The 26,672-nt window shown below is 54.6% G+C and carries 20 protein-coding genes and 2 pseudogenes; 6 read left to right on the top strand and 16 right to left on the bottom strand.

All coding sequences use genetic code 11. The features are described 5' to 3' along the window. Nucleotides 1-91: 91 nt before the first annotated feature. Entirely contained in the window at nucleotides 92-1,534 is a 1,443-nt protein-coding gene (locus HMPREF2804_RS01045) for a glyceraldehyde-3-phosphate dehydrogenase (protein WP_048755381.1), read from the top strand. A gap of 162 nt (nucleotides 1,535-1,696) precedes the next feature. On the opposite strand, the gene HMPREF2804_RS01050 is transcribed toward HMPREF2804_RS01045, so the two are convergent. From HMPREF2804_RS01050 to HMPREF2804_RS01095, 12 genes and pseudogenes are all read right to left on the bottom strand, one after another. Beyond that, nucleotides 1,697-2,485 (bottom strand): carboxymuconolactone decarboxylase family protein, encoded by a 789-nt coding sequence (locus HMPREF2804_RS01050; RefSeq protein WP_048755382.1) that lies wholly within the window; start codon nucleotides 2,483-2,485, stop codon nucleotides 1,697-1,699. 124 nt (nucleotides 2,486-2,609) lie between these two features. Next, on the bottom strand, nucleotides 2,610-3,194 hold the full coding sequence (locus HMPREF2804_RS01055; protein WP_013398083.1) for an NAD(P)H-dependent oxidoreductase: 585 nt from the start codon (nucleotides 3,192-3,194) through the stop codon (nucleotides 2,610-2,612). A gap of 372 nt (nucleotides 3,195-3,566) precedes the next feature. Next, nucleotides 3,567-3,689 (bottom strand): annotated as a pseudogene (locus HMPREF2804_RS11435) (hypothetical protein); the annotation flags it as partial. Nucleotides 3,690-3,907: 218 nt separating this feature from the next. Continuing rightward, nucleotides 3,908-5,020 carry an MFS transporter gene (locus tag HMPREF2804_RS01060; protein ID WP_141744128.1) on the bottom strand — a complete coding sequence of 371 codons (1,113 nt, stop codon included), beginning with the start codon at nucleotides 5,018-5,020 and terminating at the stop codon, nucleotides 3,908-3,910. 439 nt (nucleotides 5,021-5,459) lie between these two features. After that, nucleotides 5,460-6,677 (bottom strand): putative glycoside hydrolase, encoded by a 1,218-nt coding sequence (locus HMPREF2804_RS01065; protein WP_048755384.1) that lies wholly within the window; start codon nucleotides 6,675-6,677, stop codon nucleotides 5,460-5,462. Beyond that, nucleotides 6,674-8,362, bottom strand: a complete 1,689-nt coding sequence (gene pelF / locus HMPREF2804_RS01070; RefSeq protein ID WP_048755385.1) for a GT4 family glycosyltransferase PelF — start codon at nucleotides 8,360-8,362, stop codon at nucleotides 6,674-6,676. Before pelF ends, HMPREF2804_RS01065 begins: the two co-directional genes overlap by 4 nt. Nucleotides 8,363-8,394: 32 nt before the next feature. Then, complete coding sequence (locus HMPREF2804_RS01075; RefSeq protein ID WP_246824082.1) at nucleotides 8,395-9,753, bottom strand: hypothetical protein; 1,359 nt, start codon at nucleotides 9,751-9,753, stop codon at nucleotides 8,395-8,397. A 504-nt stretch (nucleotides 9,754-10,257) separates the two neighbouring features. After that, nucleotides 10,258-15,150: an NAD-glutamate dehydrogenase gene (locus HMPREF2804_RS01080; RefSeq protein ID WP_070626954.1), complete on the bottom strand. Its 4,893-nt coding sequence runs from the start codon at nucleotides 15,148-15,150 to the stop codon at nucleotides 10,258-10,260. Nucleotides 15,151-15,566: 416 nt separating this feature from the next. After that, nucleotides 15,567-16,196: a zinc-binding dehydrogenase gene (locus HMPREF2804_RS01085; protein WP_246824084.1), complete on the bottom strand. Its 630-nt coding sequence runs from the start codon at nucleotides 16,194-16,196 to the stop codon at nucleotides 15,567-15,569. Nucleotides 16,197-16,345: 149 nt separating this feature from the next. Continuing rightward, a pseudogene (locus tag HMPREF2804_RS11230) lies at nucleotides 16,346-16,489 on the bottom strand (NADPH:quinone reductase); the annotation flags it as partial. A gap of 300 nt (nucleotides 16,490-16,789) precedes the next feature. Continuing rightward, entirely contained in the window at nucleotides 16,790-17,191 is a 402-nt protein-coding gene (locus HMPREF2804_RS01090) for an ImmA/IrrE family metallo-endopeptidase (RefSeq protein WP_048755387.1), read from the bottom strand. Continuing rightward, complete coding sequence (locus tag HMPREF2804_RS01095) at nucleotides 17,184-17,690, bottom strand: helix-turn-helix domain-containing protein (protein WP_048753506.1); 507 nt, start codon at nucleotides 17,688-17,690, stop codon at nucleotides 17,184-17,186. The genes HMPREF2804_RS01090 and HMPREF2804_RS01095 overlap by 8 nt, the downstream gene beginning before the upstream one ends. 226 nt (nucleotides 17,691-17,916) lie before the next feature. Here HMPREF2804_RS01095 and HMPREF2804_RS01100 point away from each other — a divergent pair, with 226 nt between their 5' ends. The 5 genes from HMPREF2804_RS01100 to HMPREF2804_RS01120 all read left to right on the top strand — a co-directional run bounded on the left by HMPREF2804_RS01100 (nucleotide 17,917) and on the right by HMPREF2804_RS01120 (nucleotide 23,054). Continuing rightward, nucleotides 17,917-18,168 carry a hypothetical protein gene (locus HMPREF2804_RS01100; RefSeq protein ID WP_048755389.1) on the top strand — a complete coding sequence of 84 codons (252 nt, stop codon included), beginning with the start codon at nucleotides 17,917-17,919 and terminating at the stop codon, nucleotides 18,166-18,168. 257 nt (nucleotides 18,169-18,425) lie between these two features. Further along, nucleotides 18,426-19,412 carry a glycosyltransferase family 2 protein gene (locus HMPREF2804_RS01105; RefSeq protein WP_070626955.1) on the top strand — a complete coding sequence of 329 codons (987 nt, stop codon included), beginning with the start codon at nucleotides 18,426-18,428 and terminating at the stop codon, nucleotides 19,410-19,412. A 26-nt stretch (nucleotides 19,413-19,438) separates the two neighbouring features. Further along, a complete protein-coding gene (locus HMPREF2804_RS01110) occupies nucleotides 19,439-20,422 on the top strand; it encodes a glycosyltransferase family 2 protein (RefSeq protein WP_070626956.1) in 984 nt (327 codons plus the stop codon). A gap of 68 nt (nucleotides 20,423-20,490) precedes the next feature. Continuing rightward, the gene (locus HMPREF2804_RS01115) at nucleotides 20,491-21,585 is read left to right on the top strand and encodes an acyltransferase (protein ID WP_070626957.1); all 1,095 of its coding nucleotides are present in this window, start codon (nucleotides 20,491-20,493) and stop codon (nucleotides 21,583-21,585) included. A gap of 239 nt (nucleotides 21,586-21,824) precedes the next feature. Continuing rightward, the gene (locus tag HMPREF2804_RS01120; RefSeq protein ID WP_246824085.1) at nucleotides 21,825-23,054 is read left to right on the top strand and encodes an acyltransferase family protein; all 1,230 of its coding nucleotides are present in this window, start codon (nucleotides 21,825-21,827) and stop codon (nucleotides 23,052-23,054) included. Between the two features lie 46 nt (nucleotides 23,055-23,100). Here the strand turns inward: HMPREF2804_RS01120 and HMPREF2804_RS01125 are convergent, their stop codons facing one another. Genes HMPREF2804_RS01125 through HMPREF2804_RS01140 form a run of 4 tightly spaced genes read right to left on the bottom strand, consistent with a single transcriptional unit; the run spans nucleotide 23,101 to nucleotide 26,537 of the window. Continuing rightward, on the bottom strand, nucleotides 23,101-24,510 hold the full coding sequence (locus tag HMPREF2804_RS01125; RefSeq protein ID WP_070626958.1) for a hypothetical protein: 1,410 nt from the start codon (nucleotides 24,508-24,510) through the stop codon (nucleotides 23,101-23,103). Between the two features lie 6 nt (nucleotides 24,511-24,516). Continuing rightward, on the bottom strand, nucleotides 24,517-25,392 hold the full coding sequence (locus HMPREF2804_RS01130; protein ID WP_048752599.1) for a glycosyltransferase family 2 protein: 876 nt from the start codon (nucleotides 25,390-25,392) through the stop codon (nucleotides 24,517-24,519). Beyond that, a complete protein-coding gene (locus tag HMPREF2804_RS01135; RefSeq protein ID WP_004005880.1) occupies nucleotides 25,382-25,801 on the bottom strand; it encodes a DUF2304 domain-containing protein in 420 nt (139 codons plus the stop codon). Before HMPREF2804_RS01135 ends, HMPREF2804_RS01130 begins: the two co-directional genes overlap by 11 nt. Further along, nucleotides 25,791-26,537 (bottom strand): glycosyltransferase family 2 protein, encoded by a 747-nt coding sequence (locus HMPREF2804_RS01140; protein ID WP_070626959.1) that lies wholly within the window; start codon nucleotides 26,535-26,537, stop codon nucleotides 25,791-25,793. Before HMPREF2804_RS01140 ends, HMPREF2804_RS01135 begins: the two co-directional genes overlap by 11 nt. Nucleotides 26,538-26,672: the final 135 nt, after the last annotated feature.

Below are 26,672 nucleotides of genomic sequence, written 5' to 3' on the forward strand. Positions count from 1 at the left end.
GTCGGTTGCGTGCTGCCCGATAAGCTGGGCATGCGCATCGGCGCGAACAACAAATTCCGACGAAGACGTCCATTGAGGAAGAAGGTCAAGAGTGACGACTCCCGAAAACACTCACGAGCAGTGGATTGCCCGCGAAACCCAGGCCGAAGAGATGATTCCCCTCATCGGTAAGCTAAACCGCGAGAACGGTGTAGTTCTTAATATTCACGGTCGCAGCCTGGTTAATAAGTCCGTTATTCAGCTGTTGCGCCTGCATGATGGTGCCGCGAAGGTTGATGGAACCCCGCTGAACCCCGAGCATACGCTAGAGCTGGTTCAGGCACTTTTTGACCTTAACCTTGGTCCCTGCTCGATCAACATTGCGGCTCTGCATCGCCAGCATGTTGATGCGGGCTCCCCCGACTTCTCCATGTGGTTGCCCGAGCAGGTTGGCGCATCGGTTGGTAAGAAGGGCGAGACCGTTAAGCAGCAGGATGTGGTGCTCTATGGTTTCGGGCGCATTGGCCGTCTGTTGGCGCGTATTCTGCTGGAGCGTTCCTCATCGCTGGGGGCAAACCTGCGTCTGCGTGCGGTGGTGGTGCGCAAGAATACCGAGAACGATCTTGAGAAGCGTGCTTCTTTGCTGGCGCGCGATTCGGTGCACGGTCCGTTCAAGGGCACGATTAAGGTAGATGCCGAGAACGACACCATTATTGCTAACGGTCTGCCGGTGCGTTTCATCTATTCGTCAGATCCGACCACTGTGGATTACACCGAGTACGGTATTGAGGATGCGCTTCTGGTCGATAACACCGGCCGCTGGCGCGATGTTCCGGGGCTGACCCAGCACCTTGAGCGCCCCGGTATTTCCCGCGTTCTGCTGACCGCTCCCGGTAAGGGCGATATGAAGAATATTGTCTTCGGCGTGAACGATAGCATCATTACCGACGACGATAAGATTCTTTCGGCGGCATCCTGCACGACCAACGCGATTACCCCCGCGCTGAAGGTTCTTGATGACGTGTACGGTGTGGAACGCGGTCACGTGGAGACCGTGCACGCTTTCACGAATGATCAGAACCTGATCGATAACTTCCACAAGGGTGATCGTCGCGGCCGTTCGGCGGTGCTGAACATGGTGATTACCGAAACCGGCGCGGCACGTGCTGTTTCTAAGGCACTCCCCCAGTTGGAGGGCAAGCTGACCGGTAACGCTATTCGCGTTCCCACCCCGGACGTTTCGATGGCTATTCTGAACGTGAAGCTGGCTAAGCCCGCCGGTTCTAAGGATGAGCTGAACGAGGTCTTCCGCCAGGTTGCCCTCAACGGTGAGCTTCGCCGCCAGATCGGTTACTCCGATTCGCATGAGGCCGTCTCCACCGACTTTGTGGGTTCCCGTAACGCAGGTGTCGTGGATGCGCTTGCCACCGTCGTCACCGACGACTCAGCCATCCTGTACGTCTGGTACGACAACGAGTTCGGTTACTCCTGCCAGGTAGTACGCGTGCTCGAACGCATGGCTGGCGAAGAAGCACCTTCGTACCCCACAAAATAAGGTTTGAGTAGTACATATAGCCGAATAGCTATATAACTTGATAAGAATATACGGGTGGCTCCCTGACATATTTTCAGGGAGCCACCCGTATATTTTTATGCGCCGACCTGCGAACAGAGCCACCTTTAAACCCCTGGTTTCACCACTTCGCGCGCATCGTCATTATGCATTATTCTCCGTTAATACTTTCCGCAAACTGGCGATAGCATTTAGGGCGGCGGGGAATCCTGCATAGACCGCTATCTGAATCATCAGTTCCACAAGTTCGTCTTGAGTGCCGCCTACATTCAAGAAGCCGTTGATATGAACATGCAGCTGAGGCACGCACGTTCCTAAAGCGCTGCACGCAGCCACAGAGACCAGTTCGCGTTCCCACAGGCTCAGCCCGGGTCGAGAATAAACATCGCCAAATGAGTACTCGACAATGTAGCGGCCTAAATCTGGTGCAATATCTTGAAGCGATTCAACCACAGCCTCGCCACCAGCTCCATCTACACGCTCAAGATACGAAGAGCCTACCTCGAAACGCTTGTCAGGCTCGGTGCTATGCGTATCTAAGTTCACGTCAATACCGCGTTCGGTGAAAACCTTACGGGCAACAGAGACGGCATTTAATGCAGCGGGGAAACCAGCGTATATGGTCACATGGATAAAAGTCTCGATAATCTGTTCAGGAGAACAGCCCACATTGAGGGCACCATTAATGTGGAATTCCAGCTGCGGAGCTGCATTCCCAAGTGCGGCCAGAGCAGATATGGTGATGAGCTGGCGGGCCTGATCGGATAAACCTTCCCGATCAAAAACATCTGCATACCCAAACTCCACGACAAACCGTTCTAAGTCAGGCGAAAAAGAAGCTAAGCTATCAAGAATAGATCCGTGAGGGTTCTGCTCTACCCGGGCAAGTACCTCTTTCCCACGCAGATAACGTTCATTGTTTTCAGCAGCCATAATCTTAACTACCTTCCTGGTGATGACATGATGCGATAGAGAAATCTGCATCCGATTCTATGCGGTCAGCTTTCACGTGATGCCGCCCTCCCTAATGCTTATGAGGGTATGCAGGCTTAAACCCTTACGCCCGACCGAAGACCTCGTTGAGGTGGGCAGTATAGTCAGCGATATACTGTTCGACCTGCGGATTTTTAATCACATCATTGCAAATAAAGGTGGGTAATTGGGTAGTCCCCAAGAACTCATTGGCTTTATGAAAATGCATGTAGAGGGCATCTACCCCGACTCCCTCGAAGAAGTCACCCTCCCGGATAAAAGCTTCGCGAGGCGCGTTCCATGTCAGCGACAGCATATGCCGCCGCCCCTGAAGAAGACCGCCCGTGCCGTATCCTTCAGTGGGGTTGGCGCTGCTGCGACCGTCATTAGCGTACAGGGTGCCCGCGCCGGTGGTAAACACCTCGTCCATATATTTTTTCACGGTCCACGGCTCATGCATCCACCAACCGGGCATCTGCCAGATGACCGCATCCATCCACTGGAATTTTTCTACTTCCTGGTGAATATCGTACCCGTCGTCAATCACAGTTTCTCGCACATGATGACCGAGCGCCGATAACGTATCACGGGCTGTTTGATGCAGGGTGTGGTTCAGGCGACCCGCCGAGTGTCCAAATGCTTTACCGCCGTCGATCAAAAGAATATTCACTGTAATTCACTCCTTAAACTCAACACCACGAGAACGGCTGGCTGTATTCCAGCCGCTTGTTCCACAGTACAGGGCTGCTACGCTGTGAATCAGCCCGTTTCTTGACATGAAACGGACTTTATTCCGGTATGCTCTCCACCATGTGGAAACGAATAGGCGGTATTCCAACCCGGACAGGGTACAGAATACCGCCGTATATACGCTATAGCAAGAGACCTTAAAATTACCGCTTACGGTAAATAACCCCGCGGTGGCCGCCTTCTAGGTCGAGACGGCGCTGCGGCAGACGGTCAAAAGTTGTACATCATCCACTGCTCACCGTCTATACGTGCACTGACAATGTATCGCCCGTCGTGCGGTGTGATGAGGCAGTCACCGTGGGCGTTGCTCTGCATACTCTGGTCTTCTAGGCGGGGTGCTGGGGCACAGTCCGCCGAAACCCGCATCAACAATCCACGTCCGGTTATCGAACATTACCTCAAGCAGCATATATGTGCGTGCACCGTATTCATCTGGTTTAGATCCTTAAACGTGACCGGTGAGCGGACGGGCGGGGTAGCCCAGGAGCATGAGCGCATCCAGCAGGAGTAGATTGAGTTCTTAACAGTAGCCCCCGCGCCGTTGCAGCACGAGTTTATAAAAGATACTGTCACTATCATGTGACACAGACTGACCCAGCGCGACGCTCAAGGTGTATGCACATTTAGGCGTCTTTAGGTTCTTTTCGTCACCAAGAACAAGGACCCGCTGAGCGTAACCAGTATTGAAATAAGGAGGATGAGAATATGTGAGATATTCCAGATGCCTCCGATACCGTAGAGCAGCATTCCGAGGGGAACCGCCACTGAAGAGACAATACTGTCTATATTGGCGAACGACTGCAGTTCATCCTGCTCTAAAGAGGTTTGCACCTTCACATCCCATGACACCGCAGCGGCGGATAAGGTCAAAGATGCGGCAAAGGTGCACATGAAGATCACGATAATCTGCGTTCCGTACCCGTACAGATAGACTTGAAGACCCAAGAGAACGGCGGTAGCCATAGCAAGGTAACGCCAGGAGATTTTCTTCCAAACACCCATCAGGATGCTTGCCGAACCTGCTATAGAGCCCAAAGCAAGGGAGGTTGCAACAGCGGCCCAGGATTCCTCATTCAAACGTGAAATCATCTGATGCGGGCCTTCAGCACCCGAAAACCCTAGAGCTAAAGAGATTAACGACCACGCAGCTATTCCCGCTACGATCCATCGGGGAAAACTAACTTTTGCCAGGGAGGAAGCACCGGAAGAAGACCCATGATCGTTGGCAGATGTTGATCCGTTTTGCCCTACAGCCTTCATGAGGAATATGAGTAAAAATATTCCGACCATAAAGGTAGCAGAGTCAATGAATAAGATAACGGGAAACCCGTAGACAAGATATATGAAGGTGGATACTGCGGGAGCTAAAATTCCAAAAGCATCCGTGAAAAAATTACTAAAAGCATTGAAGCTCGTAAGAATATCTTCGGCAACAAGTGTAGGAGTTAGCGTATACCTGGAAGGAACAAAGAAAGAAGTTCCCAATCCGTAAATGCATGATGAAATACACAGAGACAGTATGGAATTGTAGCCTGCTATGACCCAAATTCCGAGAATGAACTGTGCTAAGAACCTGATAACATCTGCGTATATCATGGTCCTGATAAGGGGGAGTATATTACCGTACCTGCGGTACAGCACTGACCCAAAAAGACGTGCACCCCAGAGACTCAATAGAACTGCAGTAAAGCCGTATCCGCTATTCTCAAGCTCAACGGCAGAGAGCGCAAAAGCAATCGGTATCATCGAATCACCAAGAGTTGAAATAACTATTGATGATAAGAAAATTGCCTCATGCTTACTATATTTAGCTATTTTCAACACAAGCAATGTCTTTCTTGATATAAAATTTTAAAATAATGGGTTTTCACCATAAGAAAACCCGCTGCATTATTCAAAAACATAAAATCCACGATATATTTCATGGCAACCTCCTCTAGAGTGATGCAGATCTATAATCTGCGTTGTAGATATATACTACATACACTGTCTCAGAACGTGCAAACGCTTACGCAGAGTTGAAATACCTCCACCCTGCGCGCAATATATCCCAGACATAAATATGCAACGAAGATAATATCCAGGAATACATACCCGAGTTTTATACAGATAAACGGCGGTATTTCGTGCTATATATCAAGCACGAAATACCGCCGTATATACGCTATAGCAAGAGACCTTAAAATTACCGCTTACGGTAAATAACCCCGCGGTGGCCTTCTAGGGTGAGGGTGGCTGGTGCCGCGTTGTTTTGCGCATCTACAAGCCCTTGATCCTGCGGCACGCGCACCATCGTGGTGCGATCGCTCGTATTCAGAGCCGCCCAGCCGTGCGTGAAAGCACGGGTCTGCACACTGTCCTGAGCCTCAATCTCACCGGATGCAGCCCCCAAGTCAAAGGACAGCTCGGGCGCGTTCGGAGTACCGTCATAGGCATCGTGCTGAGTTGCGTTGATGCCGGTGAAGCGACCGCCTCCAAAAACCCAGAACCCAGCCAGACCATACAGCAGATTCTCATCCGTGCCGCTAATCGGCGATGTCGAGTACCCGTGCGGGGTGCGCAAAATCGTGACCTTAGGAAGGGACTGCTGGGTATTCACAGCGCCGTAGGCATCGCCCGAGCGGTCCTGCACCGCATTCAGCGTTACCAGACCTTCAGCACCGCGCCCAATATGGTTTCCCTGCATGGTGGCGTAGGCGCCGCTGAGGAATTCTTGTGCGCCCCAGCCGAGCCACACTTCCTCAAATCCGCCGCCGTAGGCGCTGTGGCTCTCCCATTTGCCCCAGCGCAGGCGCGATTCGGCAATATTAGGCACCAGGATTTTGCCGATCTTATTCAGCTCAATACCGGCGAAAGAGATCAAGAAATCGAGATGCTGCCGAATCGTGGTGATGCTTTCAACGCCCTGAATCGGCAGGTTCAGTCCGTAATAATCATTCTCTACGTCGTTATCAGCCATTACGCCGTCAAAGGGCGAGTTACGCAGTTCTTCCACCACGGAGTGCACCCACTGCCAGCGGTAGTCTGCACTCCACACCGCCATCTGGTAGTGCTGCCAGTACCCCGACCACTCGATCAGAGAGCCGTCTAGGCGGCGGGCGAACAAATCCTTACCGGTTGTGTTCAGAAGATCTTGCGCGTATTTATAAGAGACACCCGAAGAGTAGATGGGGCCGGGTTCATAGGCGCGGCTGGAAGAAAGGCACTTATAGGCAAGTAGCACCATATTAGGCGACTGCTCTTTGAGGTAGCGTGCCGCATCCAGCTCCCAGGGCTGCAGAATAGCTACCGCATAGTTCTGCGCCGCAAAGGCCAGCTGCTCTTCCGATATAGGGTCGCCGCCGTATCGAATCCAGGCACCAAATTTTCCCGGAGTGCCGGCTCGTAGAGAATTATCGCTCATTCTTCAATCTGCTCCGTAACTCGCTGAGGTATTTTACCTAGCTTACGGTATATCTGGTCATAACGGTCCATAACCAGGCGAAGTTGGAAGAACTTTACAACTCGGTTGTAAGCGTTAACACAGTACCGCTCATAGATGCTGGGCTCCTCCATCATGGTGCGAAGCGCCTGCGTGAAGCCTTCAACATCGCCCGGAATGGTTAGAATACCGCAGTTACCTATTTCACTGCCATCCGAGGTGACCAGCACATCATCAATCAGCTGCGACATACCGCCCACATCGGTACTCACCAGCGGAATGGATGCCGCCATCGCTTCCAGCGCCACAATGGGCTGACCTTCGTTGTAGCTGGGCATGAGCAGAACGTCGAAGCGGTCCAGCATTTCGCGCACCTTCACGGTGCCGTGGAAGGTAATGAAGTCGCCCATATTGAGCTCTTCGATCGTGCGCACGCACAACTCATAGTATTCCGGCATGTGGTTCTTCGGCCCGAGCACATCCAGGTGGAAGTTGTCGAGCCCGGCATCACGCAGCAGCGCAAGCGACTTCACTAGGTCTGTGAGCCCTTTAATGGGCACCACACGCGCGATAAACACAAAACGCCACATGTGCCCGCGCCCCTCCGCCAGGATGCGCGCCCGGGCAGTCTGACGCCCCACATACGCCGGGTACACGCTCTCGATAAGCATACCGTTCGGCAGCACGACCGCGCGGTCTTCTTCACCCTCGTTGTACTGGTCGATGGGCGCGCCGATGCCGCGTGCCTCCTCAATCGCCTTGGGGTACAGATAGGTCACCATATCGGCGCTGGGGTAGCAGAAACGTCCCATTTCCAGGAACCAGACGCACCACGCGGTCTCTTCGAGCGTGACGGGACCCAACTCGGGTTTATCGCGCGGCTCCTTCAGGAAGGCGTAATCCGTGGTGACGGGCTTGGCCATATTGCGTTCCAGCTTGGTGTTGATAGTATCGCGCACATACAGGTTGTGTTCGGTCAGCAGGAAGCTGGTGCCGTAATCGCGCGCACCCGCAGCGCCCAAAAGTGAGGCGTAGCCGGTGGTGTGGGCATGGTACACGCGGGCATAGGGCAGGCGCTCATGCAGCAGGGCGTACACGATAGAGACGAAGTTACGGATCTCCCAGAAGAGTTCGCCGAACGGAACCTGTGCGAGGAAGCCCCAGTTACCGACTGCCTCCATAAACTCGCGGGTGCCGGTGAGGGCGAAGAGTGAGTAGGTGCGGGTGCGGGGGTTAATTCCTTCATCGTAGAACGACCAGAGCGGGTTTACATCGCCGTGTATAAGAGCATCGAAAGCACTCATAAGTCTCGCCACCAGTTTCTTGCGTTGGCGACGATTCATCTTGAGGTTTTTCGGGTTACATTCTTGGGCGAATTCTTCCTTATGCTCCTCTAGGCTCAGGTAGATCACCTTCACCCATTTGACGTTTTCGGGCATACCGTACAGGTCTTTAAGTTCCTGTTTACTATCCCAGGAAATATGAATAATTCCGAAGCTGATGCTCGGGTTTTCCACGATAATATCGTGAACCACTGCGGAAACCCCGCCCTTGAGGTAGGGGTAGGTCGATTCCATCACCAGCGCAACATCGACCTCAGGATAATCAGGGTCGGGTGTTCGGGGTCCCGGCGCGGGCAATTGCAGCGGGGCATAGTGGTTACGCATTGCGGTGTTTATCAATGTATATGACCTCTCATCTACCAGGCTAGGGCACGACGCCAGAAGAGTGAGTATTCGGGATTAGCCCAGGCACGACGGTAGAGTATCCACGTGACGAGGGCGAGAACTGCTTCGCCGATAATGATGGGCAGATAACCGCCATCGTTCGGGATGATTGAAAAGGCGACAGTGACGATCAGCAGGTGTACCGCACCGATAATGTGCACGGTCTTAAACATGGTCATGTATTCCAGCTGATAGATGAAGAGCGCCATCGCCAGGAACAACCATGCCACCGTCAGTCCCGCATAGGCGAGCGGGAAGGTGTTCGGTACGAAGATATACATCAGAATGCCCGTAATGACCGAGCAGATAACTGAGACAATCAACGTGTTGCGCACGGAGGCGTGAGAAATACGCACTACAGCGTGCGCCTCCGGCTCAATTTCATTGAAGGGAAGTTTATTGAAGAGGGTCCACAGGCGCTGAATAGAGCCGTTCACGCGGTTAGATTCAACCACGAAGAAGTAGTTATAGGCGATCACGCAGGGAACCAGGCTCATGTAGATGGCGATAACGTCGATCTTGCCGTTCGTCACCAAGAAGAGCACGTATTTATCAGCCCAGAGGATAGAACCGGTCAGCAGGCCGCGAATAACGTCGCGGTAGGCGGCACCTAGCGGAAGGCGGCTGAAGTGGAACAGCTGCTTAATTTCACGCCCAATACCGCTAAACAGAATGGCCGACCCCACCAGCGGAGGCAGGAACCACACGGTCGGCAACGTCAGCAGAACAATCGTGTAGCCCAACCATGCGAAGAACCACAGCGGACGGTTTTTTGCCACGTTCGGCACAATAAGCAGCTGCGCATACGCAACGTTCAGCATACTCAAAAAGAGGAAGGATACCAGCGCCACCATATCCCAGTGCAGCACAAGCACCACGGGAATGGCGAAAAGGAACGCGATGGGCAGCCCCACCAGATAGAGGTAGCCCCAGTGGCGGCTAAATGCCCTCAGCTCGCTAATATGCTGATATTTCGGGTCGGTATCGAGAGTAGCAAGAAGTTCTTGCGCCTCTTTGGATTTATGGTCCCGTTTGAGAATTGCCGCTTCTTCCTGAACTTCGCGGCGTGCATCCTCAACTTTCAGATGTTCGGATTCGAGGGCGCGGTAAATAGGCATGCATACCGCCTGGCTTAACCAGGGAACCACGATGGATGCCGCCAGAATAATCTGGATAAGCGGCACCGACCCCACATAGTTCTTGCTGAGAATGGGGGTTACGAACGGGAATGCGACTGTTAGGAGTGCAACGGGAGATACATAGAGAAGAAAATTGTAGAGGAGTCTCCAGCTCCAGCGGTTTTTCGGGATGTCTGCATGGTGGGAAGACAAGACGGGAACTTCTTTCAGCGCTATTCTCACCTAATGCCTATATGTATATTGCCCCTGTACCTGTGGTTTAAGGGCAGGGATGGGCTAAGCGCAGGAAAAACTGCGCTGAACGACTAGGTGATCGGTTTTCGGGATTTCAACCCCTTGTATTGTATACGTGTAAACTATTTTTGACACGCAGCCCGCAACTGGGATTTATGCCACATATTCCCCGCTTTTTAAGGCAGGGGAAGCCGCGTACGTGCATCACAAGGTTTCACTACTACTTGAGTATAGCGGTACCGAACCAAGTTTGCGGGGTTTACCGTCAGATGTGCACAAAAATATCTCACACGCCATGCGCTGAAATACTTAAAAATCCCTGATAAATAGCGGAATATCGGCTAAAAAATATTCTTCATTTTAATCAGCATCACACCGCGACACGACGACAAAAAGCTGTTCCCTGCCCCACCCACACGCGGGCAGAGAGGGAACAGCTTTTGTTATATCTCAAGAAGAGCTTTAGGATGCGCTCGACAGGGTACGCAGCGCTACCGAAATCACGGCAAGGCGCGGGTGCGATGCGCTGTCGGGCTCAGCATTGCGAACCTCTTCAAAGATGCGGTCGATATTGCCCACACGGGTCGGGTGGTTCTTAATCCAGGAATCCAACGCCTGCAAAGCCCCCTCGGGGTTGCTCGGCGCGTGGCCTGCGTCTTCCTCAGCCACCGACGTTGCAAGCTCTGCGGCGGTCTCGTAGAGGCTACCGCGCAGAGCCTGGCGAGAGAGGGTCTCCCAACGGTCGTTACGGGGCAGCTCGCTAATGAGACCGAGCAGTTCATCAACCTTGAAGCGGTCGTAGGTTGCGAAGTAAATCGGTGCCAGCTCAACCGCCTTGAAGTCGTTATCGCGTGCAGAGCGAATAACATCCAGGAGGGCATAACCCTCGAAGCCGCGAATCCAGATGACGATGAGCTCTTCGGGAAGACCCCAAGCCTCGCCGGCATCGCGCTTGGAACGAACCCGTGCGCGGGAAACATCCGAGAGGTATGCGGGCAGGTTCTTGCGAAGCTCCACCACATCGCCAAAGCGTTCCAGCAGGGAGCTGAGCGGGTTGCCCGCAACCACGCCGCGCTCAGCGATAAACCAACGCACCACGCGGTCAAGAACACGCTGATCATCGTGCAGCACGGTGTTCCATGCATCCAGGGCGGTGTGTGCGGGCAATTCGCGGTGCAGCTTCGCGGCCTTACCCAGCTCGAAGAGCTCGCGGGCAACGATGAAGGCGCGGGCGACCGCATCCACCCCAACGCTGGTTTCTTCGACCGCGCGGTAAGCGAAGGTGATGCCGCCCAGGTTCACCATCTCGTTGGCAACGCGGGTGCAGATAATCTCCTTGCGCAGCGGGTGCGAATTCAGGTACTCGCCGAAACGCTCCACCAGAGGTGCCGGGAAGTATTCGCGCAGCAGGCCCTCCAGGTAGGGATCGTCTGCGAAGTCGGTCTCTTCCAGAGCGTGTGTGAGGTAAATCTTCACGTAGGCGGCCAGCACGGAAAGCTCAGGGCGGGTCAGCATCTCGCCGGTGGTGTCAAACCGTGCCTGCAGTTCCTTATCCGTGGGCAGGAACTCGACGGTGCGGTTCAGACCGGCGTGCTTTTCGAGGTCGCGCATCAGACGCTTGTAGACATCGATGCCCAACGTGCCGTAGTTGAATTCACCCTGCAGCAGAACATTCTGCTCAACGTTGGTTTCAAGCACCTTGGCGCCGACTTCGTCCCGCAGGGATTCGATGAACGATGCCCGCTCATCCGGTGCAAGCTCGCCGCGTGCCACTAGGCGGTCCACCAGAATCTTGATGTTCACCTCGCGGTCACTGGTTTCCACACCTGCGGAGTTGTCAATGGCGTCGGTATTGATGATGACCCCGTTGCGTGCAGCCTCCACACGGCCCAGCTGGGTGAAGCCGAGGTTGCCGCCCTCGCCCACGATCTTGGCGCGCAGCTCGTTGCCGTTCACGCGCAGGGCGTCGTTTGCCTTATCGCCCACCTGCGCGTTCGTTTCGGTGGATGCCTTCACGTAAGTACCAATACCGCCGTTGTAGAGCAGATCAACCGGAGCCTTCAGGATCGCGGAAAGCAGTTCAGAGGGTGCCAGCTCGGTAACATCGTCCTCAAGACCCAGCACCTCGCGCACCTGCGGGGTAATCTCAATGGACTTCAAACCGCGCGAATACACGCCGCCGCCCTCAGAAATCAGCTCGCGGTTGTAATCCTGCCACGAAGAACGCGGCAGCTTGTACAGGCGCACGCGCTCCTCGAAGGAGACGGCGGGATCCGGGTTCGGGTCCAGGAAAATATCGCGATGATCGAAGGCGGCGACCAGGCGGGTTTTCTCGGAGCGCATCAGGCCGTTGCCGAAGACATCGCCGGACATATCGCCAATACCCACGGCGGTGAATTCTTCGCTCTGGCAGTCGTGACCGAGTTCGGCAAAGTGACGTTTGACGGATTCCCACGCGCCGCGGGCGGTAATGCCCATCGCCTTGTGGTCGTAGCCAACCGAGCCACCGGATGCGAACGCATCGCCCAGCCAGAACCCATACTCGGCGCTGATCGCGTTTGCGGTATCCGAGAATGCGGCAGTCCCCTTATCGGCGGCAACCACCAGGTAGTAGTCGTCACCGTCGCGAGCGATTACACCCTCGGGGCGGACTACGGTCTCGGTGCCGTCGGTAGCAACGGAGAGGTTATCGGTCACATCCAGCAGGGAGCGGATAAAGACCTTGTAGGATTCGCGACCCTCGGTAATCCAGGCGTCGCGGTCCACGGCGGGATCGGGCAGCTGCTTGGGATAGAAACCACCCTTGGCACCGGTCGGAATAATGACGGCGTTCTTGACCATCTGTGCCTTGACCAGGCCCAACACCTCGGTGCGGAAGTCGTCGCGACGGTCTGACCAGCGCAGGCCGCCACGCGCCACATTGCCGAAGCGCAGGTGCACACCTTCCACACGCGGGGAGTATACGAAAATCTCGAACTTGGGGTGCGGAAGAGGCGCAAAATCGATCTGCTCGGGCGCAATCTTGAACGCAAGCGCTTCTCGACCCAAGTATGCGTTGGTGCGCAGAATAGCTTTGAGAATTTTCAGGAGCGAGCGCAGGTAGCGGTCGGCATCCAGGGTTGGAATCTTGTTGAGTTCTTCGCGAATCTGCTCCAGGATTTCTTCGCGTTGAGCTTCGCGCTGCTCGTCGGTGAGCCCGTTGTTCGGGTCGAAGCTATTGTGGAAGAACTGGACGTAGAGCTTCGCGATCTGCGGGTACGCCATCAACGTATTTGACATGAACGACGGCGTGTAGCCCAAGCCCAGCTGAATCAGGTAGTGGTTGAAGGCGCGGAATAAGCGGACTTCTTTCCAGGTGAGCCCATCGGCTAAGATAAGCCGGTCCAGGGTGTCGGAGTCGCGTTCTCCCAACAGATAAGCGTTGAGCGCATCCTCGTAGAGCGTTGCGACAGCGTGCGGGTCTACACCTTCGGGGAACTGCACACCAAAGTCGTACAGGTATCCGTAGTCCTGCCCATCTTCGGGCGCGAACTCGTAGGGCCTTTGGTCAACGACGACCAGTCCCATATTCTGCATCACCGGGAGCAGCTCGGTGAGGGTATGCGGTGCTGACAGGTAGGTCTTCAGACGGGTGGTAGCTAAGTCGCCGGTCTCGACTTTGATAGCGGCGGGCCTTTGGGTATCGCCCGAGAGAGATTCAAAAATCACAATATCCTCGATCGCGTTTTCTACTTCGTAGTCGGCGCGGTAGGTTGCTGGCGCGGCTTCCGCCCAGGCGGAGGCGAGCCGGCGTCCTTCTGCACCGGGTTTCCAGCCCTCAAGCGCGGCGGCGGTAGCCTCTCCCCAGGAGCGGGTAGCGGCTTGCAGGCGCTTCTCAAGGGCGCTTACATCAACATCCGGCACGACGTTCGGGTCGGCGAGCCGGATGCGGAAAAACACACGCGCCAGCGACGATGCCGAGAGGTAAATCTGGTAGTCGATGGCGGTTAAATCAAATTCTTCGCGGAATACCTGCTGGATGCGGGTGCGCACAGAGGTGTTGTACCGATCGCGCGGCAGATACACTACCGCGGAGATAAACCGTGCGAACTGGTCGGGGCGCAGGAAAAGACGGGTCTTGCGCCGTTCCTCCAGACCCATAATGCCGCGGAAAGTTTCGGTGAGTGTATTCACCGTGGCGTGCATGAGTTCAAGACGCGGGTAGTCTTCGATGAAGCCGATGAGCATCTTATCGGAGTAAGAGCCGGGGTGGAATCCCAGGCGACGGCGCACCATGGCGATGCGTTCGCGAATGAGCGGGGTTTCTATGGCTGGCAGAGAGTATGCCTGGCGGGTGAACAGCCCCAGAATCACGTATTCGCCAACCACGCGCCCACTCGCGTTGAAGCGGCGCACCCCAATGTAGTCGAGGTAGTCGGTGCTCTGAATGGTGGAGCGGGTGTTCGCCTTCGTAATGTAGAGTGGGCGCGGCCTGAGCGCGCGGGCGAGGGTGTCGTTTTCCAGCCGGATGCGGTGCTGTCCTTCGGTGGAGCGCAGGATACCCAACGCCGAGTGAGGGCGGTCTGCCAGTTCGAGTACCCCCGAGGAGCCGTCGAGCAGGCGCTCTTTGATACCCATGAAAAGGAAGTTACCGCGGGCGAGCCAGCGCAAAAAGTCCTGTGCAATTTCGATGCGTGAGGAAGGCTCGTTGCCGCCGGGATGCGCGGTGAAAGATTCTTCGCCTTCGCCGAGGGTTATGCCGCGCAGCGCATCCAGGGATTCGGCGATAGTGTTCACGCGCTCGGCCATGGCTTCAGCATCGGTTTCGCAGGCTTTAATATCGTCGAGGATTTTCAGCGCGGTAGCGCGCAGGCGTTCGCTGTCTTCGTCGTTGAGCTTGCGGGTGAGGCGAATCGCGATCCAAGACTCGATCATAGGATGCGCCGTGAGCTTGCCGTCCTTCGCTGAGAGCACGGGCAACCCGTAGGTTGCCGTATCGCCACTGGCAAGGTTACTGGCGCGACCGGCGCCGCGTGCCGAGAGAAGTTTTCCGTTGGGGTCGCGATCCACGATGAAGATGGGGTGGAAGAGCGAGTAGACGCCGCCGAAGTCTGAGGCGATTTCAGCGGTGAGGGAACTGACGAGGTATCCCATATCGTCGGTGACGACGAGCAGCGTGGTGGAGTATTCGTCGTTATGCACGGTGACCGCAGGGGTATTGGGTTCGCGCGTCTCAGCGAGCGCACGGTGCGCTCGCGCTAACTCTTCTAGTTCTTCCGTTGAGAAGACTTCTCGGTCTTCAACGGGGCTGTTCTGGTAATACTGTTCAATCCACGCATCATCGCCAGACCAGCGTTTCATAGCGTTGTCATTCACTGACAAGGTATGCCTCCGAAGTTTGTATCACTTCTCTGTGACGTTCTGTCTGTGTTTTATACGGCGTTGTGTGTAATCTCTTCCTAGCTTATACCCTGTACACCGGTGCAGGCTTCCATTTTAGGGAAATCCGGCAGGAAAATATTTTTATTGCGGAGATAAATCACATATGCTTCCGCTCTGAGCAATATTTGAGGCTTTTCGCGTTGTTTTTGAGGCATTAAACCCGTATTCGTGGCATTTGTATGCATTCCGGTGCCTGTCGTGTTTTTAACCGGAAAGCTGCATGCGTTGAGGGGCTTTATTCCGAGCGCGTGGCATGAACACAGTTCCGGGAGCGATGGTTTGCCTTGGGAACGCATCCTTCAAAGCCTTAACCATCGCCCCGGAATTTTTATCTATCTTCCCGTCTGGTTTTATTCCCCGTATGGTTCGTGCTTGAAGACGAACTTTCCGATGGTTTTACCGGCGCGAAGCCGCTCTAAAGCCTGGGCACCGTCACGAATATCGACTTCTTCCTGAATAGGCACCGTCACCTCGCCGGATGCAACCAACGCCAAAGCACGGCGCAGATAGGCAGTAGAAATATCGGGGTAGGCATTGGAGAGCAGCCCGATATTGAAGCCCATCATGCTGATGCCGTCGAACCAGAAGGTATTGGTGCCCACCGTCTGATCTCCGTCTTGAGCGGCGTTGCCCACCACGATCAGTCGCCCCTCGAAACGCAGAAGTTTAAGGAGTTCGGGGCGGTCGCGTCCAGAAACCGGGTCGATAATCACGTCGAATTGCCGCCCGCTCTTATCCGCAAGTTCATTGCGCAGCCACACCTCGTCGTAGCCGAGGTCGAGGGCGAGCTGGCGTTTTTCTTCGGTGCTGACAATGCCGACCACCTTTCCGGCGCCCATGAGCTTGGCGACCTGCCCGAATTGAGTGCCCAGACCGCCCATAGCGGCCTGCACCAGCACGTGTTCGCCGGGCTGCAGACGCGCCGTGCGTTCGAGCGCTGCAAGGGCTGTAGGGGTATTAGCAGGAACGACCGCCGCCAATGCCGGTTCATACCCGCAGGCAGGGGTGCCACAAGGTTTGCCTGCGCTAGGCAGATTTGGCCGAAGCCGCCTCCTGAACCCAACAGAGTCAGCGGAGCCGCAACCTTATCTCCCACACGCAGGCCGGTTACTCCTTCACCGAGGGCATGGATGCGCCCCGCGGCTTCGATACCCGGTGCCCAGGGAAGCGGAAGCTCTGCCATGCCTTCGGCGAGAAGCGCATCGACATACCCGACTCCCGCGTATTCTGCGCGAATGGTAACCTGCCCGGGGCCTGGGGTGGGTTCGGGCACGTCCTGGTACTGCAGCCCGTCGATGCCGGTGTACTGCGTGATGTTGAGGGCTTCATGAAATTATCCATTCTATAGCAGATATCTTAATAGTAACAGGTGTCTGTTATAGAAGATACAGAAACGCATTCCTCACACAAAGAATGGGTGCTGGCATTAATACACTCGCCCGTAAAGCGGGAGCATTTTCTTCATGCGGGAGCGGCTTAAGTGCTCCCGGATGAAGAAAATGCTCCCGAAATTTCTACGCACCCGAATACCCGAAATAGCGCTGCTTCTAGCGACAACGAGCCCTCGTCCAAATTACGCCTGCGCCACGGTAAGCGGATGCGCATCCAAGTAAATCACTAAAAGCTCCTCGGTCACGTCAAGCTCATAGGCAAGCGCGGGCAGGTTATCCGGGTAGAAGGCGGCGGCGCGGCGCAGATCCTCCGGGTCGATCAGGTTTTCTGCGGCCAGCAGGTCGCAGCTGCGTTCGCGGCGGGCGCTATAGGATGCATCCCAGGCGTCGTGCTCGTCTCCGCGCACAGCGTGCACGAGTTCGTGGGCAAGCACGGAGCGTTCTTGCCGGGTGCGCATTCCTTCGCGCAGGGTAATGGTGCGGCTGGCATGGTCGTAGCGACCGAGCATCCCATGCCCGGGCGTTCCCCAGACTATATCGACCCCGAGCGTATGTGCGTGAGTGTAGGGATCGTAGCTAGGCACCAAAGAATCCCTCCTCACTGTCATAGATTTCGCCGCGTTTTGCGGCCAGGGCGTAGTCCTCTGCCGTGTATTTGCGCTCCCCTTCGCCGGATGCACCGCTCGTAGCACCCGCGACTGCTCGCCCAGTTTGCGCGGATGCGGCGGCAGGCACCTCCACGGGGGCGGTAGGGGGTACCGCAGCACGCACCGACTGTTCCCGAGTTTGCACCGCCGTCATGCGGCGCAGCACCTCGCCCATTAAGTCTTCGTTGGAAACATCGCGAATAGACCCGCCCACCCGCAGAGATTTGGCGCGAGCGGTGGTGATAAGCCCGCTTTCGACCATGAGGTCGAGCAGGTCAAGCCCGAAGCGGTCGGCTATCTTGACGAGGGTTTCTACATCCATCACTCCAGCACCCGAAAATCGCCGCTGAATAGCGTTGGGATTCATGCCGAGTTCGGCGGCGAGCGCCCGCTGGGAGAGTCCTGTCTTGTATTTGATGTAGTCACCGATAGCCATGCCACCAGTCTAGCAGACTGATTTATTTTTCGGGTCATAAATATTACAAAGTCATTTATTCTGCCCGAAATTCTAGGGTTTTAATCGTATTTTGTATTAATAATTCAATCAAAACGCATGACTTTTTCTTTCGTTTCGGGTATGCTGTCACAAGGTCCCACAGCATACCCCTCTAGATAGAACCTGCCGCCCGGCGCCGCATCTCAACCAGCAGAAAGGACGAACTATGACACGCACACAAAAACCGCGCCAGCAAAAACGACGAGCAGTTCAGCGGTTCAATTGGTTTAAGCATCTCAACGCGATCATTCCTGCGGTAGCCACTCTTCTGCAGGTGTACGGTCTGCTCAGCCATGAGCAGGCGAGCGCCTGGGCTGCGCTGGCGCTAACCATCATCAGGTTGTGGTTAAACTGGCGCGCAGAACGAACCTCACACGCAGCTGAGAGCACCTCACATTCCGCGTCACAACGCAGGTAATACGTGCATCCTCCAAAACCGGCAAAAAACGCCCCGGTATTCTGCCGCTGTTAGAGAAGATGCACAACAGGAAGGCATCTAAAATCTGTCCGAGATTTTAGACCATGAGCTTTCTCAGGCTAGAAGTTCCCGCAGATTCCCCGCATATATAGGGATACCTGCGGGAGCTTTATCCGTCTTAAACATGCTTCCGATAGGTAAACTCTTATACTCGCGGTAGCATGAGTAGCAGACTACCCTACAAAGACGGAGATCCTATGCGTACCCCTCGTACCAGCATCATCATGCCGGTCTACAACACCGCCAACACCGTCATCAACGCCATACAATCCGTCCGAAACCAAACAGACCCCAACTTTGAACTGCTCATCATGATCGACGGATCCCCCGATAACTCCGCCGACATCATCACCGACTACCACAAGAAAAACCCCGACACCCGCATCCACATCTTCAACAACCCCGAAAACCAAGGCGTCTCCGCCGTACGCAACCAAGGCCTTGACGCCGCCCGCGGCGACTGGATCACCTTCATCGACTCAGACGACGAATATCACCCCGAATTCCTCGAAAAACTTCACGAGGCGGCGCACACTCACGATGCCGACATCGCCGTATGCGGGCATACCATCAGACACAGCGACGGTACCGAAGTGCGCCGGGCAAAAGTTACCCCCGGAGTGCACGAAGGCGAAGATATTGCCATCGAGTTTTTGGAAGACCGCTACACCGGGTTCATGTGCGATAAAATCTTCCGTGCCCAGCTATTTGATGGGGTACGGTTCGCCGAAGACATTCATCGCGCCGAAGATGCCCTCGTCGTCTTCGCCTGCTGCATGAAGGCGAAGCGCCTGGTTGGCATCACCGATCACCTCTACACCTACAGGATGGAACAGGGCGGGCTGACCTGGGGGCGCATCACACCCGTTGAAGAGAGTATTCGCCACACCGACTATATGCGCCGCGTCGCCGGAGATTTACTGAAAACCCCGCGAGGCAAAAACGCTTTTGCCGCATCTACAAGCGTCACCTTCCTCAATAATGCGCAGCAGGCTCTTCTTGCCGGCGGTTCGGATGCACCCGGCGTTATCGCCGCATGCCGAAAACAGCTTTCGTGGGGTCAGGTTTTTGCGACTCTGCGTTCACGCCCGCTCATGGGTGCTGCGGGTGCTCTTTTAAAGCTCTCGCCAAAGCTATACCGCGTGCTCTACGGCGCTTATGTCAAACGTAACTACGGCCTTTAACCCTATATCGATCCAGGAAAAATTTTATGCGTACCCCTCGTACCAGCATCATCATGCCGGTCTACAACACCGCCAACACCGTCATCAACGCCATACAATCCGTCCGAAACCAAACAGACCCCAACTTTGAACTGCTCATCATGATCGACGGATCCCCCGATAACTCCGCCGACATCATCACCGACTACCACAAGAAAAACCCCGACACCCGCATCCACATCTTCAACAACCCCGAAAACAAAGGTCTCTCTGCCATGCGTAATCAGGGGCTTGATCATGCACGAGGTGAATGGGTAGTTTTCCCCGATTCTGATGATGCCCTCGAACCTACCTTTTTGGAACGGCTACATCAGCAGGCTGAGCTTACCGGGGCAGACGTAGTGAATTGTGCTCATAACATGGTAGATACGCGGGGGCACAAGACTAAACGTCTCAAGGGTACACCGGGTATACGCACCGGTGAACAAGCAGCTTACGAGCTTCTGCAAGATGAACTTTCCCCCTACGCTTGGGATAAAATCATTCGCCGTTCTCTTTTCAACGATGTTCGTTACCCCGATATTGAGCGCGCCGAAGATGAATGCGCTCTCCTCAAGTGCTACTTGGCGGCACAGAGCGTATCAGTGATAGACGATCCTCTCTACAGCTACTCCGTAACTCCAGACAGTCTGACGTGGAGTCGCATCACCCCGGTAGAAGAAACACACCGTCTTATCGCATATTTTGAGGATGCTCTCGGAGAGCGCCGCAGTGAGCCCGATGCGCAAAAAGCCCTAACCGTCGCGCGAGTTCTTGCGTTTCTTAACAACGCTCAGCAGGCGCTAATGGTCGGCGGTGACGGTGCGCGAGAGACACTACGTGAATGCCGTAAAGGTTTCACCTATACGCAAGCGCTCACAACACTTCGCACCAATCGAGTTTTTGGAGCAGCGGGAGTACTTCTTAAAACTTCCCCAAAACTCTACCGTGTTTTATACGGAATATATATAAAACGTACTTATAAAATGTAGAATATGAATTTTGGTACTGTCACGTATCTATAAGCATAAACAGCAGTCATAAAACACAAAGGGTTGGTATGGTAGGCTCCACACGCGATAATTCCCTTCACCTTAAGGGAACAAAATCCTCAAAGCAGCGCCGTGTGTACCTTGACCTCATCAATTCGGTGGCAATCATGTGGGTGGTACTCCTGCATGTGCGTTTTATTACCCCGGATAATCCTTCCTCTTCGGCGTGGTGGGTTGAAAATATCCTATCTGGCTTCGGGGTTGCGGCAGTTCCTCTATTCTTTATGGCGACTGGCATTAATCTCTTGGATTTTACTCGCCGCGAGTCTATAGGAACGTTCTATCGCAAGCGTTTTACCAAAATTCTGATTCCCATAATCTTATGGGCGCAGGTCTATCTTTTCGTTCATATGTGGACGGGTTCTACTCCGTTTCCCGGAGTTCACGAAATTCTGCGAACATTAGTAGCCCCCAGCAGCGAGGCAGCCACCTTCTGGTATCTTGAGGCCTTAGTCGGCGTCTATTTAGTGCTTCCGATTTTCTCTTACGCCATACGTGGTGCTCAGACGGAACAAGCTACCACGGCACGCACCGGATTCTTCTGGCTTATGGCGGCACTCGGGCTTTTTCTACCGATTATCACCCAGGCAATCCACCTGATCTACCCTCACGTCCTACCCGAGTTTGTTGCACCCATCACCGGGTATCTTGGGTTCTGTCTTCTTGGGTATGCGCTTGCCAATACCGAATTTTCTCGTGCGTGGCGCATCGTTATTTATCTGTTGGGCATCGTGGGATTAGGAGGATTTATCTTCGGCAGTGCTTATTTAATTGAGCATCGCCCAACGTTCGTGCCTCTGGTACACGGGTACCTTGCAGTTCCAGCAATTTTATGGGCAAGCGCGGTCTTGGTGTTCTGCAAGTATTCACGCATTGGTCAAGCATCGCCCACGGTGCAGAATATTCTAAAACGCCTTGCGGCTCTCACGTTCGGGGTTTATCTGGTACATCTTCTTATCATCCAAATTCTACAGGCGGTAAACTTCTCGCTGACTAAAGTGCAGTGGGAAGTTCCCTATGCGCTCTTCGTGTGGGCTTTATCCGCCGCGATTGTGTGGATGCTGCGGCTCATTCCTCCGGTACGCCGCTGGATTCTGCCCTAATAAGTTTTACCCCGAGAAATCGTCATGAGGGGTTTACCCACAGTATATTGACGCAACGCTGCGAAATTTGTGGAAGCGTAAACTCGCTCTCAATATATAAGTGAGTTCACCGAGAAAGACTGTTAAATTTCTACCGTTAAATAAAATCATTTAAAGCACACTGTTCAGGTAGAATTTAGATAGTTTGTGTCACTCACTGATGATCACGGTAGATCGTCTAATAACTCAGGAGCAACCGCGTGCTGCATAACAATATACAGAGATACCCTACGCTTTATGAAGGGGTATTTGAGCGTGCCAATTCACTCAATTTTTTAAGACTTATTCTCGCTTCTTGCGTGATTTTCTCCCATACACCCTACCTTGTCATGGGTGCCAAAGTAGATGAGCATCCTCTTGTGCACAACTTTTATGTATTTGGTGACTACGCGGTTAATGCATTTTTCTGTATTTCAGGTTTTCTAATTGCGCATAGCGCCTACCGTAGCGGGGCAGGTTCTTATCTTGTTAAACGTGTGCTCCGTATTTTTCCCGGTTATTGGGTTTCTATTCTTTTTGTGGTTGCTCTTGGCGGCCCGATCTCGGTCATAACGGGGCACGCCGCAACGGGGTGGGACTGGGCAGATGCTCTTCACTACATTCGCAGCAATTACGATCTGATGGCGCTTCAGTATCCGCTCTTTGGCGGGCCCATTGACGTTCCTCTGGAATTTCCTTCATGGAATGGGTCTGTCTGGAGCCTAGAATATGAATTCTTCTGCTATCTCCTATTACTTCCGCTCTTTTACCTGCCCTTGATTCGCAAGAATCTGAAAATCTTTATTCCGCTGGCATACCTCATAAGCCTGAGCTACTACCTGTGTAACCAATATCTGGGGTACGACTTTATGAGTCAGGCATTCGGGCTTCATCCGCGCGACCTCAACGCTTCGGCACGTATGTACCCGCTTTTCTTTGCGGGTTCCCTGCTCTATCTGCTGAGCCGCAAAATCAGGGTTTACCCGGTGCTGTCGGTTCTGTGCGTTGCAGCCGGGGTATATTTCACCTGGTTGGCGCCGTATGCGGATGTTTTGCAGTGGACCCAGCTTATTCTCGCCTACGGAATCATTGGTTTAGGATGTTCCATCAACGTTTCGTGGGCGCGCACCAATGACATTTCCTACGGCGTATATGTGTATGCGTGGCCAGTACAGCAAATTCTGGTGATGCTCGGGTCGGTATCCCTGGGCTTAGCGGCCAATATTTTCTTGGATCTGATACTCACCTTTGGCGTTGCCTGGCTTTCCTGGATGTTTATCGAAAAACCCGCAATGAACCTGGCACGGCATCCCATCGTGACGGGCAGCAAACGCAGGGAATCATCCCCGCCGGCCACGCACAGTACATCAGATACGCCCGCATCACAGGCGGATGAGCCCGCAGCGGCTCAGATACCGCATCCTCTGGGGCATCCCATACAGTTCTCATAAAAGCGTCAAGGGGCGGCTTATCTTAGCCGCCCCTTTTCTATACGTATTAGTGGGTTTCACCTCGTGCTGTATTCTCAACCAGCATTTCCCGTAAAGCCTCGCCCTCACTGAGCGCCTGCGCGGAACGGGCGTGAATCCTCATCGCTGCCAGATGCACCACGAACCCGCAGATAGGGCCCGCATAGAGCGCAACTAGGGCTCGCCCCACCACCGGAAGAGGAACTAAAAACGCTACCGCGATAACTACCACGGCGGCGGTTGCCCACCCCGTTACATACGCACGATGGCGCCCAATCGCCAACACCATATTCCCCGACAGGGAAATTAGCGCCAGCACGGCGGAGGCAAAAACCAATACCGCCATGACTGTACCGGTGATAACTTCGGCATAAGCATCATTCTGATTAGCTTCCGGCGGGTAAATCAGCCTAAAAAGCATAGGAGCTACCAGGTATGCGGCACCGGCGCCGAAAGCCCCAAGCCCCAGCACCGCTACAGCAGGTTTTAGAAAAGCCGCTAACGGGCGATGCTGCTGCTTCAAGAACGCCGAAACAGCCACCCCCTGAAACGCCTGCAGGGGAATCATAATCGGCGAGCGCGTAATAGAAATCGCCAAAAAGAGTGCACCCATAACGAGTTTGGTGTGTTCACTCTGGTTCGGCTCGCTGCCGTCCAAAATATTGGGAAAGCCCATCATAATCACAGCGGCGGATGCCGAGGACAGGAACGACCAGATCAGGTTCATGCTGAGCTGTTTGACCTCAATATCGGCGCGTGCCGCCCAGGCTTTGCGCCCGCCGGGAAGAAAGAGGGCAAGAAGTATCCACAACGCCATAGGGGTTACGGTGGCGACTTCCAGACCCGTGAGCGTGGGAACCGCGAATGCTGCGGCGATCATCAGCACGAGACGACCCGCCGATTCTAGGGCGCCGATCCCGGCGAAGAGATACCAGCTGTCACGCCCAGCACTGGCACCGCTCATGGTTGCCTGCAATGCGTAAAAGGCTACACCTGCGGCAATGGATCCTACCGCCCACGGGGTATTTGTAGGAATTTGATCATGCGCCCACAGCGGGGAGGTGAGCACCACGAGAAGCCCCGCTAACAGACCGAAAGCACCGGCAACATATATCACGCGCACCCGGTATACGCCGTCACGCCGTGCTGCGCCAACCGCGCGGGTTACTTCCGGCTGAATGCCCGTAATAATACCGGTTACCGCGAAGAGCGCGCCCCAGAACAGCAGAAACTCTTTCATCTGGATACCGCCGAGCGCATGATTAGCGATAACGGTAGTGCCTAAAGTCGCCAGCGCCGTCAGCACCGAGGACGCTAAAAGCGCCATCGATTGATACCGGCTGATAGTCCCGCCGGCTGTGCCCTGCTGATCCGTATTCTCGGGGGTTATGTTCTCTGGGGCGGGGTCATCCTGGGGTGTGTTCTTCGCGCCAGCCATTGGACCTTACTTCACCACATGAACGGCAAGGTTTTTCACGCCCTGCCATTTCTTCGCCATGGCCGCCTTCGGAAGCAGCGTCAGCGCGTGAGCACGGGATGAGAAGCGAATGCGCGCCACCCGCGCTGCCTTCTTCCACCCGAGCTCGTCCATCTCGGCGGCCATCGTCTTGTAGTAGCCGCGTTCCTCTTCAAAGCGGGTGCCTTCCAGGGCACGCCATGACGAGTCGGACCCTCCGTGACGCCGGTACATGAAGGCTACCTGCGGATCGTAGTAGAGGGCGCCGCCGCGCATCGTAATGTCGAGGATAAGCGCCATGTCTTGGATAACGTTAAGGCCTTCACGGAATCCGGTATCTACAATAGCCTCAGCACGCCAACCGAGCGAGGGGAAATAGAACCAGGCACCGCGCAGCAGAGAAACCGCGAGCTCTTCACCCTGAAGAACCGCCTCTGCCGCAGGACGGTAGTGTTCTTTCGTGCGCTCCACAAGAGTATTAGACAGCGCATTATTCTCGTCAATAACCACCACACCGGGCTGGAAAATACTGGCTTCTGGGTGGGCGGCGGCGGAATCTACCAGCCACTGCACATAGTTGGGGAGCATCACATCATCCGCGCCCATAACGGTTACGAGGTCGTTCTCTACGAAGGTCAGACACTTACGGTAGTTGGCGTTTGCGCCCAGGTTCGTTTCGTTGCGCATATAGGTGATGCGCTCATCGTTCAGCGAGGCAAACCAGCCGGGGATAGACTCGTCCGGGTAGCCGTCATCCACTACAATCAGGCGCCAGTCGGGGTTGGTCTGCCGCACGATAGAGAGCACAGCCTGCTTCATCATTGAAACATCGCCGTAGTAGGGGAAGAGGATATCAACGGTCATCGTGTTCAGCTCCAGAGGTTGAGTCTTGGGGGTCTTGATCGGGATCTTGCGGGGTGCGATGCGCTGGCGCACCACCGGGCTGCTCGTGAAGCGCCCGCAAGATAGCCACTTCTTCGGCAAGGATGCGCGTCTTCTCCGAAAGCCTGGAGACCTCTAAGGTGAGGTGCAGGCATACGGACATCAACAGCACGATAGAGAGCAGGAAAAGCAGGTTAACCGGCAGCGTTAAACCCACAAATTCGGTAATACCGTCCAGCAGACCGGGGAATATTCCCAGCACAATAATGGCGGCACCGACGCCCAGCCACAGGGCCGCGTATTTTTCTTTCATCTTCAGGTTGCGCACCTGAATAATAACGAGCGTACAAATACACAGCGCAACGATAAGGAAGAATATACTAGCGCTCATGCTGATCCTTCCTATCAGTCTTTTTACGGTTCATCGAAATCCAGTAGGCAAAAAGTGAACGAACAAGATAAACCGCCGATTTCACCGGACCGGAGGAAGGGGTTCCGCCTTGACGCTCGCGCATTCTCACGGGGGTCTGCTTCACACGCAGACCCTGTCGAATAGCCATAGCGGTAACGTCGATGGTATCGCCTAAATACTCAGCGGGCAGGAATTTACAGTAAAACCTGATACCTCTGCGGTTGGCGATTTTGAAGCCGCTCGTCACATCGGTGAAAGGGGTTTTCGCAGCGCGGGTGAAAAGGTGTGAAAGCAGGTTCATCGCCCATTTTCGAGGGCCAGATACGTTGTATTCGCCCGAGCCCGCAAATCGGGAGCCAATAACAATATCGCAGTCCTGCGCGTGCGCAATCAAATCTGGAATGCACGCAGGATCATGCTGACCGTCGGAATCCACCTGCATCGCATAATCGTAGTCGGCTCGGCGAGCATATTTATACCCGGTGCGCATTGCCGCCCCTACCCCCATGTTGTAGGGCAGATCGATCACAAAAGCACCGGCTCTGCGGGCGATTTCTGAGGTATGATCCGTGGAACCGTCGTTCACCACAACCAGATCTACCTCGGGGACCCTCTGTAAGAGCTCAGTGATAGTGTTACCGATAACCTCTTCCTCATTCCACGCAGGCATAATAACGAGTGTGCGCGGCACCGGCTGCGAACTCTCTGAACTCATGCGTAGGGGATTCCTCTCGGTGATACTGGAATACACGTGTTATGACTGTACTCAGTCTATCAGTCAGAACTATACGCTTTTTACCACTTATTGAGATTCTTACCCACACGCATGAGTTACCTTCAAGCACAAACC

Source organism: Rothia sp. HMSC065G12, from assembly GCF_001811455.1.
In the GTDB taxonomy this organism is placed as follows: Bacteria; Actinomycetota; Actinomycetes; order Actinomycetales; family Micrococcaceae; genus Rothia; species Rothia dentocariosa.